Source organism: Parahalioglobus pacificus (assembly GCF_014652275.1).
GTDB lineage: Bacteria > Pseudomonadota > Gammaproteobacteria > Pseudomonadales > Halieaceae > Parahalioglobus > Parahalioglobus pacificus.
The window spans coordinates 752363-770222 of sequence record NZ_BMYM01000002.1 but is presented as its reverse complement, the minus strand read 5'-3'; the positions used below and the strand labels follow the sequence as shown (position 1 = coordinate 770222).

Genomic DNA, 17860 nt, shown 5'->3' with positions numbered 1-17860 from the left:
CTATATTCCCACCTCAGGTTTTGGCCAGCGCGCGAATGGGATCGAGGCGCGCAGCTCGCCAGGCCGGTAGCAGGCTGGCGAGAATGCCCAAGCCAACCACAATCGCCGTGGACGTGAGCATGTCGCGCCCATCCAGCGCCGGGTACAGCGTGGTGCCCATGGCCATCATTTCCATACCATCAGCGACGGCAGAGATATCGATACCCGACTCCAGCGGCTTTATGGTTAGCCAGGCGGCGACGTTGCCCACGATCAGCCCCAGCGATAACAGCAACACACTTTCGATCAGCACCTGCAGCAAAATAAGCCCCGGGCGCATGCCCAGAGCCTGCATCAGTCCGATTTCACGCATGCGCTCAAACACCGCCATCACTAATGTGTTCACCAGACCAAAAGACAGCGCCAGGAAGATCACCACCATAAAGATCAGCGTGAATCCGTCTTGCACTTTCAGCATCGATCCCAGGTAGGGATCAAGTTGCTGCCAGCTCTGCACTAACTGCATGTTCGTCACAGCTGCGGCCAATGGCGGCACCAGCGACTCAGAGTGGCGGTAGTCGCCACCGATCACGGCCACTTCAGAGACCGCGCTCCCTAGCTTCAACATGGACTGGGTTGGGTTTCGCGCCGCATAGACGAGGGTGTCTTCAGTGCTGCGCAATCTCGCACGGTAGATGCCGACAACGCGCGCGCCGCGGTCGGCAACATTGTTGTCGGGATCCTGCGACATCAGCACCACACGCTTACCCATCGCCGTATCAAGGCGCTCAACCAGGCGCTGGCCCAGTACGACACCGCGGTCGTCTGCGTCGCTAAGGAAGCGTCCCTCGACAATCGTGTCGGGCAGCGCGCCAATGGCCGTCTCACCTTCAGGGTCAACGCCCAGCAATATAACGCCACGACTGTCGTACTCGGAGGACACCATCGCCGGCACACGCACACGCGAGGTCCATGCAGTGATCGGAGGCTGGTTCAGCGCGTCCAGCAAGTCGCCATCAGGGGGCGGCATGCTGTTCACCACACTGGGATCGGCGCGGTAATTGCTCTGGTGGATCTGCACTTCGCCCGGCAGGGTGTTAAGCCCGCTGCGCACCATTTGGTCAGTCATCCCGCGCAAGAAAGCGCTCATGGCGATCATCGCCCAGACACCTACAGCAATGGCCAGCAGCATAATCAGGGTGCGGCGGTAATTTCGCCATAAATTGCGCCAAGCCAGTCGCAAAAGAGTTGCCAGTGGCAGGCGCATTACACAGCCCTCATGGCGGGCACCGGACGCAGCCGGAAAATTCTCAATGCCGGATACAGGGCGGCAAAGACCGACATAACAAACACTGTGAGCGGACCCCACAATAAGCCCAACGCGCTGACCTCAGGGTAAATGCGATCGGGCAGATTGAACTGGGAAGCCATTTCCTCCATCCCAGGAAAGTGGAAGCCGGCAACGCTCAGATAGGCGACCACGGCGGCGCCGCCCAATACGCCTATCGACAAGCCCAGAGCGGCCATCATCAAGGTTTCCATGCCCACCAGGCGAGCAATACGTGATGGCTTCATGCCCAGTGCCAACATCACGCCAAACTCGCGGGTTCGCTCCAGTACCGACATCAATTGCGTATTCAGCACGCTGAAGGCCACCAGCAACACCAGCACGCCGTACATCATCCAGGCCGACGCCATATCAGAGGTAATGGCCTGCCGCAGCCCGGGTAACAGCGCGTCCCAATCGAGCAGCACCAGCTCGTCACCCAGATCCAGCTGTGGCGCAAGCGCCGCCAGGCCTGGGGTCACCGCATCGATATCAGCAAAGCGAATAACAATCTGGTGTCCATGATCGCCCATGGCAAAGACCTCCTGGAACCATCCCAGCGGCACGTGCGCCATGGCCCTGTCCAGATCGTCGATCCCGGAATCGACTATACCCACCACAGTGGCCACGCCCGCTGCAAACGAGCCATCACGACCACTGCCGAGAAAGGTGATTTCATCGCCCAGGGTGGCGCGAAGATTGGTGGCCAACACTCGGCCTATGACGATGGCATCGTTATCTGATTCACTGAGATAGCGGCCCTGGGCCACCAACCCGGGCAGTGTAGAAACCAACGGCTCATAGGCCGCTTGCACCCCACTGATTTGCACACCAAAGGAGCGCTCTTCACTGGAGGCCAATGCAAAACCAACGGCCCTCGCGCTCACCGATTCTAGGCCGATATCGCCGCGCACTTGTTGTGCCAGCGCCGCAGCTGCGGGCACGGACTGGCGCATCTTGCCGTCGTCCAGGTAGTCCTTATGCTGAATTTGCGCATGGCCTGTGAAGGGGCCCAGGGAGTTATCAATCATCATCCCGTAGGAACCCAATTGCAGGGAGATCATGAACACCAGCAGCACATTGCAAAAGATCATCGCACCAACAGTGAGCCAGGTGCGGCGGCTGTGACGCCAGAGATTGCGCCAGGCCAGGCGCGAGCCAACGTTCACTGGCGCGGATTACGCAGGTTCGACAGGGTGAAAAGATTGCCCGGGAGATCGATATCAAACTCCACCTCGGCGGTAGTTAGCTCAGTCCACTCCCCCGGCTTTTCTTCACGAGCCATGCGCATCACTGTGGCTACGGCTCGGCCAGACATCATCTGTATCTCACGGGCGCGCAGGGTTTTTACCAACTGATTGTCCTGATCCCAGAACTGCTGCTCCAGCAATACCCAGTCGTCACGCACAGTGAACACTTCCTTACCCCAAACGACTGCAGCCTCCTCATGGGGAACCGACTCAATTACATAAACGGTGTGACCATCCTGCTCGCGTGTCTCTAACAAGCTGTGATCGTACTGGTCGATCACATCGGTATTCTTGCTGATGTCCTTGTTGGAGAAATCACTGCCCATCCAGTTCTGCCCCATCATGGACGAGGGAATACGAATCACACGATTGATCTTGGGCGTGTAGGTCCACATGTTGCCGTCCAGTGTGAGCGTGCCGTTTCCGGCATCCTTGCGCGGCTCTACAACACGCACCAGCGTTTCATCATCGCCCTGGGTCCAGGCCTGCATGGTCATACTGCGGGTCCAGTCTGCGCGCTGGATAGTCATGGTCATCTCTGAGTAAGACGTGACCCCGCGGTAGTGGTCCATCGCCTGGCGGATAATCTGCTGGGCGTCCTGTGCCTGTACAGGTTGCGCAAGCGATGCAAGCAATCCAAAAACCATCAGCAATCGTTTCATGACCATTCTCACTCTTTAGCGGTTAACAACGCGCCTTTCTGCACACACTGATGCCCATTCAGTTCGTACAATAGGCTATAACAGCACCATGAATTTGTCGCCTTCAACACCGCCCGATCAACGAGTTGCGCCACACCCGTGGTTGCTATTGGCCGCGCTTTTTGCGGTGGTGCTTGGCGTTCTCGCAGGTTGCTCTGAGGATGGCGCAGATGCTGCGATGACCGACTACCACGCGCGGCTGGGCAACACGCTGGATATCGAGATAGCAACAGCGGCTAAAGCAGATTGGCCCAGACTACCCCCGGCTCGCGATATGCGGTTACGCATTGAGGGCTCAGAGCTGGACGCACTGGACTTTCTGGCGCTATCCGGTTGCGCGGTACAGGTCACCATCGGCAAACGCAACAGCAGCCTAGGGAAGAACGCGCCGCCCTCACAGCGCCTGCTGCTGGAGCTTGAGTACCTACGATTGGCCCCCGCTTGCATTGAAGCTCAGCGCGCCGAGGGTGAAGACGAACTCGCCAATACCTTGGAAAGCGCCTGGGCGCAGAAGCGTGAGCAGCTACCTGCACTGATTTTTAATGCCACGCTGGGCGGCGAGGAGTTCCGCAAGTTCTGGCGCCCGGGAGCTCTGACACCGAACTACCCGGCGCAAACCAGCAGCCAGGTGATCACCGCACTGGAGGCCATCAACGCCATGACGGAGCGCTGGTTGGCCGGGGACTATCGTGCGAACAACACGGCCTTTGAGCTGGAACTTAGCGAGATTGCGCGGGGTGACGGTGGGGAGTTAATCCGCGCATTGGTGTTGCAGCAGCAGGGGCTTGAAGCGGCCAATACCGCTTTGGAAGCTCGCAGGGTGGAGCAGCCGCTGTGCGCATTCGGGCCGGGCGATCCTACCGCGCGAGTGTTGAAAACGGTCATCGAGAAATTTTTTGTGGGCGGCGTTCAACCCTGGTCAGCGGCCATCGGGCGGCGTAAGCACGACCTGCTTGCGCCAGTCACAGAGCTAGAGACCTCGCTTGCGAATGCTACACCAGACCGCTACCGCGATTGGCGAGCGTCACGTGATGAGCGGATTGCAGTAGCCAGCGATGCACCGAAACGACATGTCGAGACGCTCAAGAAATTTCTTGAGCCGTGTGGCGGGGTTTCGCGGGTAACACGGTAAGCGTTTACTATATCGAGGTGAATCCCGAAAAATAACAAAGACGTCTATGCTTTGCTCGATCGACCGTAAGCGCGTATTTGAGACCACGCCTTTTGCACACTGTTTAGCGCTCGGCTTGGTACTGACATTAAATGCCTGCGCCAGTATCGATTTCACAGCGCCAAAATCGCAGTCCCATGCATTGACCGACACAGACACTACGCAGTTGGGTGAGTCCCTAGCCTACAGCCACGGATATCCAGAAGGTCACTCGGGCTTTCATTTGTTGTCGGACGCTATCGATGCTTTGGCAGTTCGGCTTTTGGTGGCTGACGCCGCCCAGCGCAGCCTCGATGTGCAGTACTACCTTATCAACAACGATATCATCGGCAGGGTCTTCTTGGCTTACCTGCTGAAGGCTGCTGATCGAGGTGTGCGCGTCCGCCTGCTAATCGACGACATCAGCACACGCAACATGGAAGAATTGCTCGCGGGGTTAGCCAGCCATCCCAATTTGGAATTGCGATTGTTCAACCCTTTCGCAAATCGGCGATTCAGGGGCGCCGACGCATGGGATTTCGCAAGGCTCAATCGTCGCATGCACAACAAGAGTTTAACGGCAGACAACCAGGTAACCATTGTCGGCGGACGCAACATTGCGCGGGAGTATTTCGCCGCCAATATGGAATACAACTTTGGTGACTTGGATACCCTCGCAATCGGCCCTGTCGTTCAGGACACATCTGCTATGTTCGACGCATTCTGGGCGCATGAGCGTGCTGTGCCCTATGAGCAATTGAGTGAGCAGCAGCCTGACCAGGGAGAGCGACTAGCGGCGGCAGTGGCCAAACTGGAAGACGCGGTGGAGCGTGTAAACAACTCAGTGTATGGCAAGGCGCTTAGCAGTGCCTATTCAGAGTACCTGGCCACCAGTGCATCACGATTCGAGGTCGCGCCCTATCGCCTCGTGTTTGACTCACCTGACAAAGTGTTCGGAAAAGTGTCGGGTAATGAGGCTATTGTCACGCCGCTGGGCGAGGCGGCGAGATCGGCTAATCAGAAGCTCTTAGTCATTTCACCGTATTTCGTGCCTCGCGCGGCAGGCATCAAGTCACTGCAAGGGATGGCCGACACCGGGGTGCAAATTGATGTCGTAACAAATGGCCTGGCTGCCATTGATCACATCTGGGTGTATGGCGGCTACGCACCCGCGCGTAAACCTTTGCTAAGGCACGGGGTGCGACTCTTTGAAATGCGCGGCGATCAAGGCTTTTCGGGTACGGTGGAGGCCGGAACTGAAAAGGCTAAGTCCAGCCTTCACACCAAAGCCTTCGTGGTGGATAAGCGATACGTTTTTATGGGCTCTTTTAACTGGGACCCGCGCTCGTCCGGCATAAATACCGAGCTCGGTATACTGATGGATGCACCCAAGATCGCCGGCCAAATCACAGGCTTGGTGGAAACGACCTCAGCGGAGCGCGGTTATCAGCCCTTCCTCAACGAGCGTGGCGATATAAATTGGCGCAGCATGGAAGGCGGCGAGTGGCGAATCCATGACAAAGAGCCAGAGTCTTCCTGGGGGCGTCGCGCAGCCGCCAAGCTCACTCGACTGCTGCCCATCCGCAGTCAGCTTTAGGCCGAGCCTCCGAAAAAATTCTGTTAGACTCGGCAGCAACCACGGGCTGGAGACCGACAATGAGCATAAAAACACTGATCCACCGCGCAGCCGTTGCCTTTGGCCTACTCGCACTGGCGGCCTGTGCCAGCACCCCCAAGCCCGATGTGGACTACAAGTCGGACTACGATTTCAGCAAGGTTCGTACATTTTCATTTTATGATGAGTCCGGTGACGTTACGGGTGACAACCCACTCACACTGAGTGACTTCCAGAAAGAGCGTATTGATGATGCGCTGAAAACTGCGCTCGAGGTAAAAACACTCACCTACGTAAGTGATCCCAGCGAAGCAGACATTCTCATGAGCTGGCACTTGGATGCTCGCGACAAAACTGATGTACGCACTTACCAAACACCCACCTATGGCGCCTACGGCCCCTACTACGGCCCGTATAACCGCTATTCCCGCTACAACTGCTGGAGCTGCATGGGCACACAAACGGAAGTGTCGGTGCAAAACTACACACAGGGCACATTTATCGTTGATATGATTGACCCCACGTTGGACAAGTCCGTGTGGCGCAGCGTGACACAATCCAAGCTGAAAGGTCAGCACGAGTCGGATCAGGGTAAGTACAACGAAGCCGCTGCGCGGATTATGGCGGATTTCCCTCCCTACTAAGTACGGAGCGGGTTAGACCCCTTTCTGGAAGTCGCGCGCAGCACGCCCGGCAATTAACGGCAAGTCCAGATACGTTTTGATGCCCGGCTCCGCCCGGCACACATAGGGAATAGCGCTGACACCATGATTGGCGGTGGCCACGATACCTGGGTTGCGTTCCAACCCCGCGGCCACCGACTCCGGGTGCCAGCCGTGGAACACCACCTTTGAACCCGGGTCACCGGTGACTTCCACTTCAAAACGCTCGCCTTCTGCTCCGAAGCTCCAGCCCGGATCAAATCCAGACTCACCCATAAACCAGTTCACACGCACGGTAATAACGGGCTCACCACGCACGGTACGCTGCCAGGTGAATCTTTGCGCCGCCACCAGTCCCGGCTCGATCACACCAATGGGCGTATCGACAGGCTGCGTTGCCACGGCCACTTCATGGGTGGCATTCATCTGGGGGTCGATATCAAAGCCCAGCTCGGCAGCAACCATTTCCATAGATTGTCCGAAACCATCGCCCAAAAACTGCACCATGGGACTGGCCGCCGCTTCCTCTGGCGTCTTCCCGAACAACATGATGTCACTGATAACAGCAGGCGCTCCGTAAGTACGGATATCTGAAAACTCTTCAGCTCGCACATGGGTAATGCCGGCGGACAGCGCCGATACCATCAGAGGGAACCGTTCCGTGATACCGCCAGGATGAATGCCCGTACCATGCAGGGTGCTGCCGCCCCGCTCGCAGGCGGCCTGAATAACGCGGACGTCGCGAGAGCCAGGATAAAACCAGCCGAGCGGTGTCACCACGTTTTTACCACTGGCCAGCAGCCGACACACCAGATCGGGGTCGGCCATGACCGGGCTGTACAGAACGCAGTCTGCGTCCATGGCAACTAGCGCGTCTGCATCTTGCGTCGCTATCACGCCAATATCGGATTCGCCGACGAGTTCGCCGACATCCTTGCCAGCCTTGGCGTCACTGCTGACCCAACAGCCCACCAGCTCCAGTTCAGGATGAGCCATGACCGCTTGCATAGCCGCGCGGCCAACGCCACCGGTTGCCCACTGAATAACGCGATAAGGCATCAGGCACCCGTCCCGCTGGACAGGTGCGCGTAGGCCTCTGGCAGCGCTGTGTTCCAATCGGGCGCTTTGGGCGGCATATTGAAGACAGCCGGCGGCTGCCAGGCCATAGCTTTCAACACCTCGCCCACAGAGCGCATGTTCAACATGTCGTGGCTGTAGCAAAACAAGCCGTCACCTGCGTAATAGAGGATAGAAATTCCCGGGACTATCCACTGCCCTCCCTCGGGCTTCTTACCCAAAACTTGATCCCACTGGCTAATCAATCGATGCCCATCGACCATGGTCCAGCGCTCAGGCGAGGACCAGCCGTGGCCGGTAAGCCCTGCCATGGAGTCCACAAGGAACTGACGGATAGCCTCGCGCCCCTCTTGCCGGCCCCAGGCAGGGTCGATATACACGGCGTCTTCGACATAGAAGTCAGCCAATGATGGCCAATCGTCTTCACCAACGTCTATGGCATCACGCACAGTCACATAGCGCTCGTAGGTGCTAAGAATCTCCTGCTCAAGCGCACTCTTAGTCGTCATTATCGCGTCTCATCTGTAGGGAGTGATGAGAAGAGACTAGCGCAGACGAGGCGGCCCGTTTGATCGGGGCCAGATCAATCGCGACGTGGTTCAGCGGTTAAAACCAAAACCCCGCTTCGACCTCAGTGCGAGGCGGCCGCCGCATGTGATCTGAGCGCATCCAGCGACACCACCGTGAGCGCCGCAGCATCGCAGGCAGCCAGAATCACCCGCGGCGCCACACCGGCATCGTAAGCTTCCTTCCAACGGCTGGCGCACAGACACCAGCGATCGCCAGGGACCAAGCCAGGAAAGTCGAATTCGGGGCGAGGTGTGGTGAGGTCATTCCCTCTGGCCTTGCTGAACGCCAAAAAACTCTCTGTGACCTCGGCACACACCACATGTCTCCCGGCATCGCGCGCTTCCGTGCGGCAATAACCATCACGGTAGAAACCCGTTCTTGGGGAGAAGCAGCAGGCCTGCAAAGGCTCGCCGAGAACATTTTTAGCATCATTGCTCACAGTCAATTTCTCTTTGGTAATTTACTTGATACGCGGCAAAGCCCGCATCGGTGTCTTTGATTGAATGGGACCTGGCTGAACCAAAAAGCGAGACCGCTACGTACTGATACTAACGTAAAGAGGGTCCTCTCATGTTTGTCAAAGCCATCATCCCCGCTGTCATTCTGTTCTTAATCAGCGCCACAGTGCTGTCCCTGGAAGAGCCCAAATATGCCGCGGTTCAACAGCTAGGCGAGGTGGAGATTCGTCAGTATGAGTCCACCATACAGGCACGCACCCCAATGAACGATGATGTCAGCGATACGCAGGGTTTCCGGGCCCTGGCAAACTACATCTTCGGGGGCAACGACAGAGAGCAGGAAATTGCAATGACTGCACCCGTTGAGATTCAACTGGCCGAGGACGGCTACATGGCTTTCACACTGCCCTCGGAGTTCGACATGGCCACACTGCCTGAGCCAGACCTTGCTAATGTGACCCTATTGGAGGTGCCGGGCAGACGCGTAGCTGCCATACCCTTTTCCGGTTGGGCAACGGATGGCAAGGTGTCGGAAATGACAGAAAAACTGATGGCCGTGTTAGCCGAGAATGAAATCGAAACGGTAGGTCCGCCTTCTGTCAATCAGTACGACCCGCCCATGACGCTGCCTTGGAATCGACGCAATGAGATCATCATTGAAGTACTGCCCTAGCATCCCTTGAAGAAAGGTTCTCCTAAACCGCTGGCGGTAACCTTCGAATAGGACTCTGGAGGTTTGCCGCACACGACAGTGTGCGCTTTAGAATAACGACTGTGATGCTATGAGCGCACGTCAAAACGTCTTCATCATTGGTGTTGGCATTTTCCTTACGTTTGGTTGAATGGCCGTCTACCCCGCTCTTTCGAATCTCATTATGCCTTGCGCGCCTGCCGCGCCACGTACCATTGCACCAGTCTGTCCAATAGACCAAGCTTTCCACCGGCAACACCCTCCGAGGAGGCCCCTTCGATGTCCAGTTCCGCGCCACCGGCGCGGTATTGCTCAGAATACATGTCAAGAATCTTCTTTTTGACCATACCGCGCAGTGGAACGTGCGCCATCATCCCATACGTAGCCGCACCACCCTGTTGCGCCAATGAAGGATCAGCACGCACTACGGCCACTGATTCGGCCAGGTCAGCCAAGTAGTGGTCGACGACGGGTAAGTGCTGTGCCGTCACCATCGCATGTAGGCCAGGTGGACCCTGATTGCGATTTACCTGCCAGCCGCGTGCATCCATTTGGTCGCCCACTGCATAAATATTCAGGTCTGGATCCAAGGAGCGGTACGAAAACAGTGGTCCCTGCGGATTACCCATAACCTGCAGTCCATTTATGGCATTCACGCCGGCCTTGAGTCGCGTCACAGCCTCCAAGGTATCTGCGGCCAGATCGCGATAACCCTCCTTGCCAAATAACTGCAGCGCTGCCCATGCGGCTGAGTACCCGCCGCCGGGCCGAGTGCCGAGTAGTGCAGAGGAGGCAAATACGCCACCAGGCCAATCTTCATAAACAAACATCTGGTAACGCAGGTAATCGAGGCTTCGATAGGTAATGGTCGAGGCACCCTTCGCAGCGAATCCGTATTTATGTATGTCCGCTGAGATCGATGTCACCCCGGGTACACGATAGTCCCAAGGGGGAAGCGACTCTCCATTCATTTCCATAAATGGCAATATGAAGCCGCCGACGCAGGCATCAACATGTAAGGGAATGTTCCTATCCTGGCCAATCTTACCCATGGCAGATATTGGATCTATCATTCCGTGGGGATACTCTGGCGCTGCACCGACCATCATGATCGTATTTCGATTAATGAGTCGTTCAAGCTTTTGCAAATCAGGCGTGAAGTCGTCTTTCAGCGGCACTAGACGGACCCTGACATCAAAATACTCGGACGCCTTAAACCAAGCGACATGCGCAGTCGCTGGCATTATCATTTCAGGGCGGCGGATTTTTCGGAGGTCTCGAGCCCTATCGCGGTATGTCTTGACCGCCATCAAACAACTTTCGGTACCGCCAGAGGTAACGACGCCGCATACGTCATCCGTCCCATGAAGGAGTTCTGCTGTTGCAGAAATAATCTCGCTTTCCAGGCGCTTCAAGCTTTTGAACGCTCCAGGATTCAAACCATTCTCGGATGCGTAGCAGTGATACGCGTCCTTCAGAAACTCTGAGTGTTCTTCGTTTAGATAGTAAACCAGGCTCCAGAGCCTACCATCTTTATAATCTGGATCGTGCTGCTTGAAGACCTCGAGCCTTTGCATTATGTCTGAGGCAACGGAACCTTCTTCTGGCATAGATTTGTGCATTACTTTTCCCCCTAGCATTACCAGCAGATGTCGCTGCGACTGCGGCAACGGGTAATCCGATCAGCATAGCACCTGTATAGCCTCGTATCGTCAGTGAGGTTCGACGCGACTAGTCGTTTTGCACCGTTGTAACCACTTGAGGCAGCGCTCGGGACATCGTGCCCGCGGCGCACCAGTCCCTGTCCGTATTGCCTGTAGTTCTGCAGTCAGGCGATAGCGCCTTAGCGGATGTCAGAGTGTGAAGGTTCTGCGTATGGGCTCAAAACTTTACCGATGCCATCCAGCAGACCCCCGCTATCGATATTCCTCTTACGGCACATTTCCCGCGGTAAAGATCTCGGTGGCAGTGGCTGCGTGACCATTTGCCTATAACCAATTGATCCACACACAAGTCGCATGTCAGTCAAACCAGTAATTTAACTGTACAGCAACACTGCGTGGACGATCGTAAAAACCTGAGTAAGATGGCGCAAAGAATGGGCTACCGCCGGACAGAGTCACTTCTGTTATGTAACTCGTGACTTCCTCGTCTGTGAGATTTCGGCCAACCAGGTAAATGGACCAACGATCGGATTCCAGTCCAAGCTGGGCGTTGAGCTTTGTATATGCGTCCTGTTTCAGTGGTTCATACAACGTGACTTCCATGTATTGTTCATCCACATAGTTGGCATCGATACCTGCGAAAATTGAGTAACCTCGATCAAGCACTTTTGTATAAGCGAGGCCCAAGCTTCCTGACCACTCAGGGGTAAAAATGTTGCGCTTTCCCGCGTAGTCACACTTACGCTCGCCGGTCTCGATAAATTCGGGTCGCGGACAGGAACCTTCGTATTCTTTGAACTCAAAGCTGAGATACGCTAAGGACAGTGTTGCCGACAGCCCCTCGGTGAACTGGACGCGCCCGTCCAGTTCAACACCTTGAGTGACAGCTTCAGGCGCATTTCCTACGAAGAACCCTGCCTCTCCATCAAACTGGCTGACCTGTAGATCCCGATAGTCTGTGTAAAAAACGGCCGCATTGAGCTCTGCGCGATTATCGAACAAGCGACTTTTAATACCAGCCTCATAGGTAATCACGGTCTCATTATCGTATGCGAAGTCACCTTCGCGATTACCGCGCGCATCAAAACCACCAGACTTATAGCCACTGGCGACAGAACCATACATCATGGTGTGATCACTCGAGTCCCACTCCATTACCACACTGGGGGTGAATGCTTCTTCACTCCTTTCCTCTGATAAGTCATGCGTCGAAAAGAATCCTTGCGGATACTCAGGGCCCAAAGCGGACTCTGCACTCAGCTCGCCCAAGGTTTGCAGATCAATACCTAGCAGCTGATTTACGACGATCGACTGCTCAACATCAAAATCGTTCGTAAGTGTATTTTTGCTATCAATAGTACGGGCGGCATCCTTTTCTTCGTAGGTGTAACGCGCACCAACAGTCAGTCGTACATTATCTGAAAGATTCCAGGTCGCTTGGCCAAACAACGCATACATCTCGCTGCCTGAGTCATAGGCACGGCCTGTCTTCGAGTTAGCGCCTTTGCCAATCGCCGTCAGTTCAGCGCCCAGAGGCCCTAGCCTGTCTCCAAGTGTCCCGAGCGCAGTGAGAATATTGTTGCCATCAACAAGGCTGAAGCTGTCAAAGTTCAACTCGGAGCGCTGATAAAAGGCCCCACCCAGCCAATCAACAGTTCCGCCAACAGGTGAGGCTAGCCGTATTTCTTGGCTGAACTGTTTATAGTCCTCACGTTGCGTGATCGATAAAACATCAAGGCCGGTCTGGTCACAATCGCAAAGTTCGTTCGTGTCATAAGACAGCCATCCCGTGACAGCGGTCAACTCCATCTCATTGAGGTTGGCCTCAACTCGCAGTGTTACGTTCGTTGCGTCAATCTCAGAGAACTCGTCGATGCTGGTGGAGCGTCTGAAATCAAATGTACCGTCCTCTTGCCCCACGTCCTCACCCGTTAGATCTCCTAACGATTCGCCGATTTGCGGGTAAGTCGAATCGTTAAAAAGAAACGCTAGCGGCCCGCCCTGCGATGGCGAATTCACAAAGACTTCGCTCGGTGTCCCGCTAGCATCGATCAAGGCGCGCTCAATTTTCAGCGATGATGTCACTGCATCGGTCATGTCCCAACGCAGCTTCGTGCGAATAGAGAATTCTTCGCGACTGGGTTCTGACGCGGATAGGATGTCATTGTCGTAGTAGCCACCGTCCGAGAGTGATCGGACAGCCAGACGGGCGGACAACACATCGTTCAGTGGTCCTGACAGGGTTCCACTGTAGACTTGTTGGTAGAACTCATGCTCGTACTCACCCGAAACCCGGGCTTGAAAAGTATTGGTCGGCTCTGCCGTCGTTAAGGAGAGCGCACCGCCGATACTATTTTTGCCAAAAAGTACATTCTGAGGTCCACGTAAAACCTCAATGCGCGCCAAATCCATAAAGGGCATACGTGCGAGGGGCGCACGCCCCAATGCCACATCATCTGTGTACTGAACAACGGATTGTTCGAAGCTTTGGTTAACACCTGACCCGATCCCACGGATAAGGAGTACCGGTCCGAGAGCCGTGTCTGCCTTCTGAAAGTTCGGCACATATGCCGACAGATCAGCGAAATTGAGAATACCCGCCCTATCAAGCTTTTCACCGCTAACTGCCGAAACTGATATCGGGACGTCCTGTAGCGACTCAGCCCGTTTCTGTGCAGTGACCACAACCTCCTCCAAGACTTGTGCGCTGAGTTTTCCAGGATTTGAAAAAATCGCGCAAAGTGCCGCGGTTGCGAAAATATTCGCTCTCGAGAGGCCACGTGTATCCACAGTCAACATAACTTACTCCGCTCCAATCTAAGTCTCGACGTCTTTTGAAGGCACGAGATGCTCACTGCCGATTCGACCTTCAATGCGGCGCGCGAGTGTAAAAAGGTTGACTATAGATAACAAGGAAAATATAGTGTTTTGCATATTTTTCCACAGATCAACGCCCGTGACTAAACCCGCAGCTAATTCGGCAGTCAGCGACAGAGATGCAGCCATTCATGCACGGGTATTGGACGTGTTCGAACACCAATCACGCACGGTGGGTCCGCGCAATGTTGTAATCAGTCAGTTAGTGGGCGAGGTTGGAATCAGTACCAAAACGCTTTACCGGCTATTTGAGAACAAATCTCACATCGTTCAAGAACTGATTAATTCATGGGCAGATCATTGGTTTCAGAAGCGGGAACAGGGCATCAGCGAGGGGCTTCCGCCAAAAGAGAGGATAGAGCTTCTTATTACGCAGTGGGCGGACCATCTCGGCAGGTTCAGCCGTGAGTTCTGGAGGCAACTTGAGCGCGATTTTCCTGAGGCTCACTCGATCTATCGAAAGCATTACCAGGTCTTTATGGAACATTCGCGGCAAAGCCTGTTGGTTGCCATTAGAGACGATTTGAATGCTGGCCTCGCACTGTCCTCGCTGATGGCGCTCGTAGATCATGCTGGCACGCAAGGAGTTTATGATCGCCATAACATGACGAGACGCGATGCGCTGGTAGAAGTAATCGGGCTGTGGGCTAATGGCGCGCTGAAGCAAGAGTATTTGTCATGACTGGAGCAGACGTATATGCCGTAGGCGCACCCTTAATTGTCTTGATGATTCTCGTTGAAGCTGCGATTTCAAATTGGCAGAAACTCGATTACTACAACAGAGATGACTCGCTCGGCACGCTTGGCTTGCTCGGTGGGAATGTAGTTATTAATGGTGTCACGCAAGGCACGATTGTAGGGCTCTACTTTTTCCTTTATCAATTCCGCATACTCGACATCGCGACGCATGTGCCCCTGTGGCTGCAATGGATCATCGCATTTTTCGCGATTGACTTTACTTTCTATTGGTATCACAGAGCATCACACAGGATAAGGTTTCTCTGGGCCGTGCACATGAATCACCATTGCAGCCAGCATATGAATTTCAGTGTTGCCTTCAGACAGGCCTGGTTCGGCCCCATCAGCAAAGTGCCGTTTTTTCTTTTTCTGCCCGTGATCGGTTTTGATCCGAGCATCACTGCAGTCGCAGGCGTAATGGCGACTCTGTGGGGTGTTGTAGGTCACACCCAGACCATTGGCCGCCTACCACCGCTTCTAGAGGTGATATTCAATACGCCGTCTGCCCACAGGGTTCATCATGGCAGTAACCCGAATTACATAGACAAGAACTACGGGAACCTATTTATGATTTGGGACCATCTTTTCGGCACTTACGCTAAAGAAGAGGAACCTGTCACATTTGGTCTTGTCAAAAACATTCCTACCAATAACCCTCTCAAACTAACGTTTCATGTGTGGCGACAAATCGCCGCAGACATCCGCAGATCGACCACCGCACATGATCGCTGGATGAGCGTTTTCGGCCCGCCAGATTGGCAACCAAATTCAGAGCACGAGCTTTCACTTCGTGTGCCTGACAGGCATATATCAAGGTAGATGCTACGTGCTTTCATTTGGTGTCCAAGCTTTGCTTTGCCTAAAAGCAGTAACGGACAGCGACGGATGACTCACTAGCCCTTTGCTCCGAACGGGCGATTACAAAGATGTTGAGCAATTCCAACATTTACAAGAAAATGTTGCCGTCGACTCACCTACTTATTGCGAGCAAGTTTGCCCGAATCAGTCGTTAAGAAGCGAGAGCCCGACCGCCGTCACGGTGCCGCACCCAGTCGTCGTAACATGGCGGGAGGGTTTCATAAAAGCACCACACCCTGTGGACTACAAGCGTAGAGAACGTTAGTCTCCCCATCCCGATCCGCCCGTAGCTCAGCTGGATAGAGCGCTGCCCTCCGGAGGCAGAGGTCAGAGGTTCGAATCCTCTCGGGCGGGCCATCCTCTAGCGACCATCCCAGTAAGCTTGCACTAACATAAATGTCAGTTGGACCATATTTGGACCAAATCTGGACCAAGTTTGGCATCTAAGAAATTGCTCCCCGACAAACGTGACTTTTAGCTGTAACTGGTCCAAAGCGTAACCGGTCTCGCTGTGATCAAGATTGAGCCCCAAAAGTCAGCCTCTAAATTCCCTGCGCGGCACGCGCTGTCGAAAAATGTGGCACCAAATAGTTGACAGAGCGCGGCGAAAAATCTGTGCCGTCGGCCCATATTTTTCGCATGATTGAGTGGGTTGCGACATGGCGGAACAGAAGCCATTTAACGACCAAGTGAGTTAGTTTCCCTCCGCTCAGCGCAGTCCCCGAATCCACGATACGTTCACCTTGCAGTCATCGAAATAGACCTCAAGGAGTGAACGATGAGCAATACTTACCTGACCACCGATGAGCTTTCTGAGCGCATCAAATTCGACCCACGCTACATCCGAAATAGCCTCAAGGGTTCCGTCCTTCTAGAGGGCGTCCACTACATCCGCCCTTTCGGGGGCAGGAAAATCCTCTACATCTGGGAACAGATCGAAACGGACATGGCCAAGGCCTGCTCCACTGCTGACCTGATGAAAGGCGTAATCTGAGGAGGCCGTCATGGGAACTATTTCTCCAGAAACGGTTGCGCCGTCTCTTTGACATGTTGCCCGTGCTCTGACTCGTCCCATGTTGTCAGGAATATTTGGCATTGCGAAACTTCCGCCATCACCAGCTCTGACAGTTCGATTGAGTATTGAGACCGTGCAATTGGAGTCTAAAAGCAGCTCAGTCTGAGCGTGGGCATTACCGCCAATCCCAGACGCAAAAAGAACGAAAAGTGTGAGAACAGAGCGCGTCGAGATAACTTTAGCGGTTATGCTGGGAATCATTCGCAGCCCCCCCTAGTTCCCTTCACTTGATGTTAATAGAGGTACAACCTCAAGCAGCGAGTTGGACATTTCAGGTGACATGATCGACTGTGCACCGGCGAACGAATACTCACCGGCCGAGTCAGATCGCAAAAAAAACACGTAAGACATCCTTGGCCTCAGCGAATCCACACCACAAAGATGAGATGACGAGCTCCCGCCTAGTTCTAACAAGCCAGTAAGTGAACTTACTTCTCCAAAAAAAGAGCCTTGTCTAGATGCTTCGATCTTGGCCAGTTCTTCTTCTCTCTCGGCAATCGATATTCGCCCTTCGGAGCTTGCTTTCTCAACCGAACTCCTCTGACGTCGAAACTCTCTTATGGAATCGTCCGCCCTGTTACGAAGATCATGCACAGAAGATTGGTATACAGAAGAAAACAAGTTTCCAGACGACATGACTACCTCAATGCTATGCGGTTCGAACATACTCCCCAGCTCGACGACCGGCGGCTTTATCCACTCCCTAATGGCGATAGGGATCCGAACAGCTTTGAGATGAAGTACATCTGTCAGCGTGGACTTCTGCCATACTTGGCTTTCAAATTCAGGCATTTCCACTAGAGCAACGGCGTCAGCCTTCTTCAGCTTGTAATAAAGCTGCTCCTGAAGAGGGCTTTGCCAGACCTTTCCCGCTGGAAGTTTTCTAAGGTTGGCCTCGAAAGCTTCATAGTCCGGCCTTTCCGACTCTGGAATCCTTTCATAAAGATCTCTTGAACGAAACGTTGGAGGGACGGGATAGCTTATCTCGCAGACTTCGTTACCGGCCTCGCCAAGGTCGTGTGCTATTGCTTCGTGAAGAAAAAGGGATGTCAATAGGAACACGGCAAAGTACCTCACTGACATACCCCCCCGTATCAGGATACCCATCCGATACTTGGATGAGACTGGAAACGCATGAATAACCACCTCCAAGTGGGACAGTTCCAAG

16 protein-coding genes and 1 tRNA gene are annotated in these 17860 nt (G+C 54.5%); 8 read left to right on the top strand and 9 right to left on the bottom strand.

What is annotated here, in order from left to right:
* Positions 1–13: 13 nt before the first annotated feature.
* Genes IE089_RS12255 through IE089_RS12245 form a run of 3 tightly spaced genes read right to left on the bottom strand, consistent with a single transcriptional unit; the run spans position 14 to position 3218 of the window.
* Entirely contained in the window at positions 14–1246 is a 1233-nt protein-coding gene (locus IE089_RS12255) for an ABC transporter permease (protein ID WP_189478087.1), read from the bottom strand.
* The gene (locus IE089_RS12250; protein WP_189478086.1) at positions 1246–2475 is read right to left on the bottom strand and encodes an ABC transporter permease; all 1230 of its coding nucleotides are present in this window, start codon (positions 2473–2475) and stop codon (positions 1246–1248) included. The genes IE089_RS12255 and IE089_RS12250 overlap by 1 nt, the downstream gene beginning before the upstream one ends.
* Positions 2472–3218: an outer membrane lipoprotein-sorting protein gene (locus IE089_RS12245; protein WP_189478085.1), complete on the bottom strand. Its 747-nt coding sequence runs from the start codon at positions 3216–3218 to the stop codon at positions 2472–2474. The genes IE089_RS12250 and IE089_RS12245 overlap by 4 nt, the downstream gene beginning before the upstream one ends.
* Before the next feature lie 88 nt (positions 3219–3306).
* Between IE089_RS12245 and IE089_RS12240 the strand changes: the two genes are divergently transcribed.
* The 3 genes from IE089_RS12240 to IE089_RS12230 all read left to right on the top strand — a co-directional run bounded on the left by IE089_RS12240 (position 3307) and on the right by IE089_RS12230 (position 6666).
* Positions 3307–4389, top strand: a complete 1083-nt coding sequence (locus IE089_RS12240) for a DUF3080 family protein (RefSeq protein ID WP_189478084.1) — start codon at positions 3307–3309, stop codon at positions 4387–4389.
* Between the two features lie 181 nt (positions 4390–4570).
* A complete protein-coding gene (locus IE089_RS12235; protein WP_189478083.1) occupies positions 4571–6004 on the top strand; it encodes a phospholipase D family protein in 1434 nt (477 codons plus the stop codon).
* A gap of 59 nt (positions 6005–6063) precedes the next feature.
* Complete coding sequence (locus tag IE089_RS12230) at positions 6064–6666, top strand: DUF4136 domain-containing protein (RefSeq protein ID WP_189478082.1); 603 nt, start codon at positions 6064–6066, stop codon at positions 6664–6666.
* Positions 6667–6678: 12 nt separating this feature from the next.
* Here the strand turns inward: IE089_RS12230 and IE089_RS12225 are convergent, their stop codons facing one another.
* From IE089_RS12225 to IE089_RS12215, 3 genes are all read right to left on the bottom strand, one after another.
* Complete coding sequence (locus IE089_RS12225; protein WP_189478081.1) at positions 6679–7743, bottom strand: NAD(P)H-dependent amine dehydrogenase family protein; 1065 nt, start codon at positions 7741–7743, stop codon at positions 6679–6681.
* Positions 7743–8270 (bottom strand): YybH family protein, encoded by a 528-nt coding sequence (locus IE089_RS12220; protein WP_189478080.1) that lies wholly within the window; start codon positions 8268–8270, stop codon positions 7743–7745. The genes IE089_RS12225 and IE089_RS12220 overlap by 1 nt, the downstream gene beginning before the upstream one ends.
* A 122-nt stretch (positions 8271–8392) precedes the next feature.
* Complete coding sequence (locus IE089_RS12215; RefSeq protein WP_189478079.1) at positions 8393–8770, bottom strand: DUF2237 family protein; 378 nt, start codon at positions 8768–8770, stop codon at positions 8393–8395.
* A gap of 131 nt (positions 8771–8901) precedes the next feature.
* Here IE089_RS12215 and IE089_RS12210 point away from each other — a divergent pair, with 131 nt between their 5' ends.
* Complete coding sequence (locus tag IE089_RS12210; RefSeq protein WP_189478078.1) at positions 8902–9462, top strand: SOUL family heme-binding protein; 561 nt, start codon at positions 8902–8904, stop codon at positions 9460–9462.
* Between the two features lie 200 nt (positions 9463–9662).
* Here the strand turns inward: IE089_RS12210 and IE089_RS12205 are convergent, their stop codons facing one another.
* Together IE089_RS12205 and IE089_RS12200 are read right to left on the bottom strand one after the other, a co-directional pair.
* Positions 9663–11057: a pyridoxal phosphate-dependent decarboxylase family protein gene (locus IE089_RS12205; protein ID WP_229802768.1), complete on the bottom strand. Its 1395-nt coding sequence runs from the start codon at positions 11055–11057 to the stop codon at positions 9663–9665.
* Between the two features lie 444 nt (positions 11058–11501).
* Positions 11502–13943, bottom strand: a complete 2442-nt coding sequence (locus IE089_RS12200) for a TonB-dependent receptor (protein WP_189478077.1) — start codon at positions 13941–13943, stop codon at positions 11502–11504.
* 157 nt (positions 13944–14100) lie between these two features.
* Here IE089_RS12200 and IE089_RS12195 point away from each other — a divergent pair, with 157 nt between their 5' ends.
* From IE089_RS12195 to IE089_RS12180, 4 genes are all read left to right on the top strand, one after another.
* Positions 14101–14703 carry a TetR/AcrR family transcriptional regulator gene (locus IE089_RS12195; RefSeq protein ID WP_189478076.1) on the top strand — a complete coding sequence of 201 codons (603 nt, stop codon included), beginning with the start codon at positions 14101–14103 and terminating at the stop codon, positions 14701–14703.
* Positions 14700–15578: a sterol desaturase family protein gene (locus tag IE089_RS12190; protein ID WP_189478075.1), complete on the top strand. Its 879-nt coding sequence runs from the start codon at positions 14700–14702 to the stop codon at positions 15576–15578. Before IE089_RS12195 ends, IE089_RS12190 begins: the two co-directional genes overlap by 4 nt.
* A 319-nt stretch (positions 15579–15897) precedes the next feature.
* Positions 15898–15974 (top strand) — tRNA-Arg (locus IE089_RS12185).
* A 421-nt stretch (positions 15975–16395) separates the two neighbouring features.
* Entirely contained in the window at positions 16396–16611 is a 216-nt protein-coding gene (locus IE089_RS12180) for a hypothetical protein (RefSeq protein WP_189478074.1), read from the top strand.
* A gap of 294 nt (positions 16612–16905) precedes the next feature.
* Here the strand turns inward: IE089_RS12180 and IE089_RS12175 are convergent, their stop codons facing one another.
* Positions 16906–17859 (bottom strand): hypothetical protein, encoded by a 954-nt coding sequence (locus IE089_RS12175; RefSeq protein ID WP_189478073.1) that lies wholly within the window; start codon positions 17857–17859, stop codon positions 16906–16908.
* Between the last annotated feature and the right edge of the window lies 1 nt (position 17860).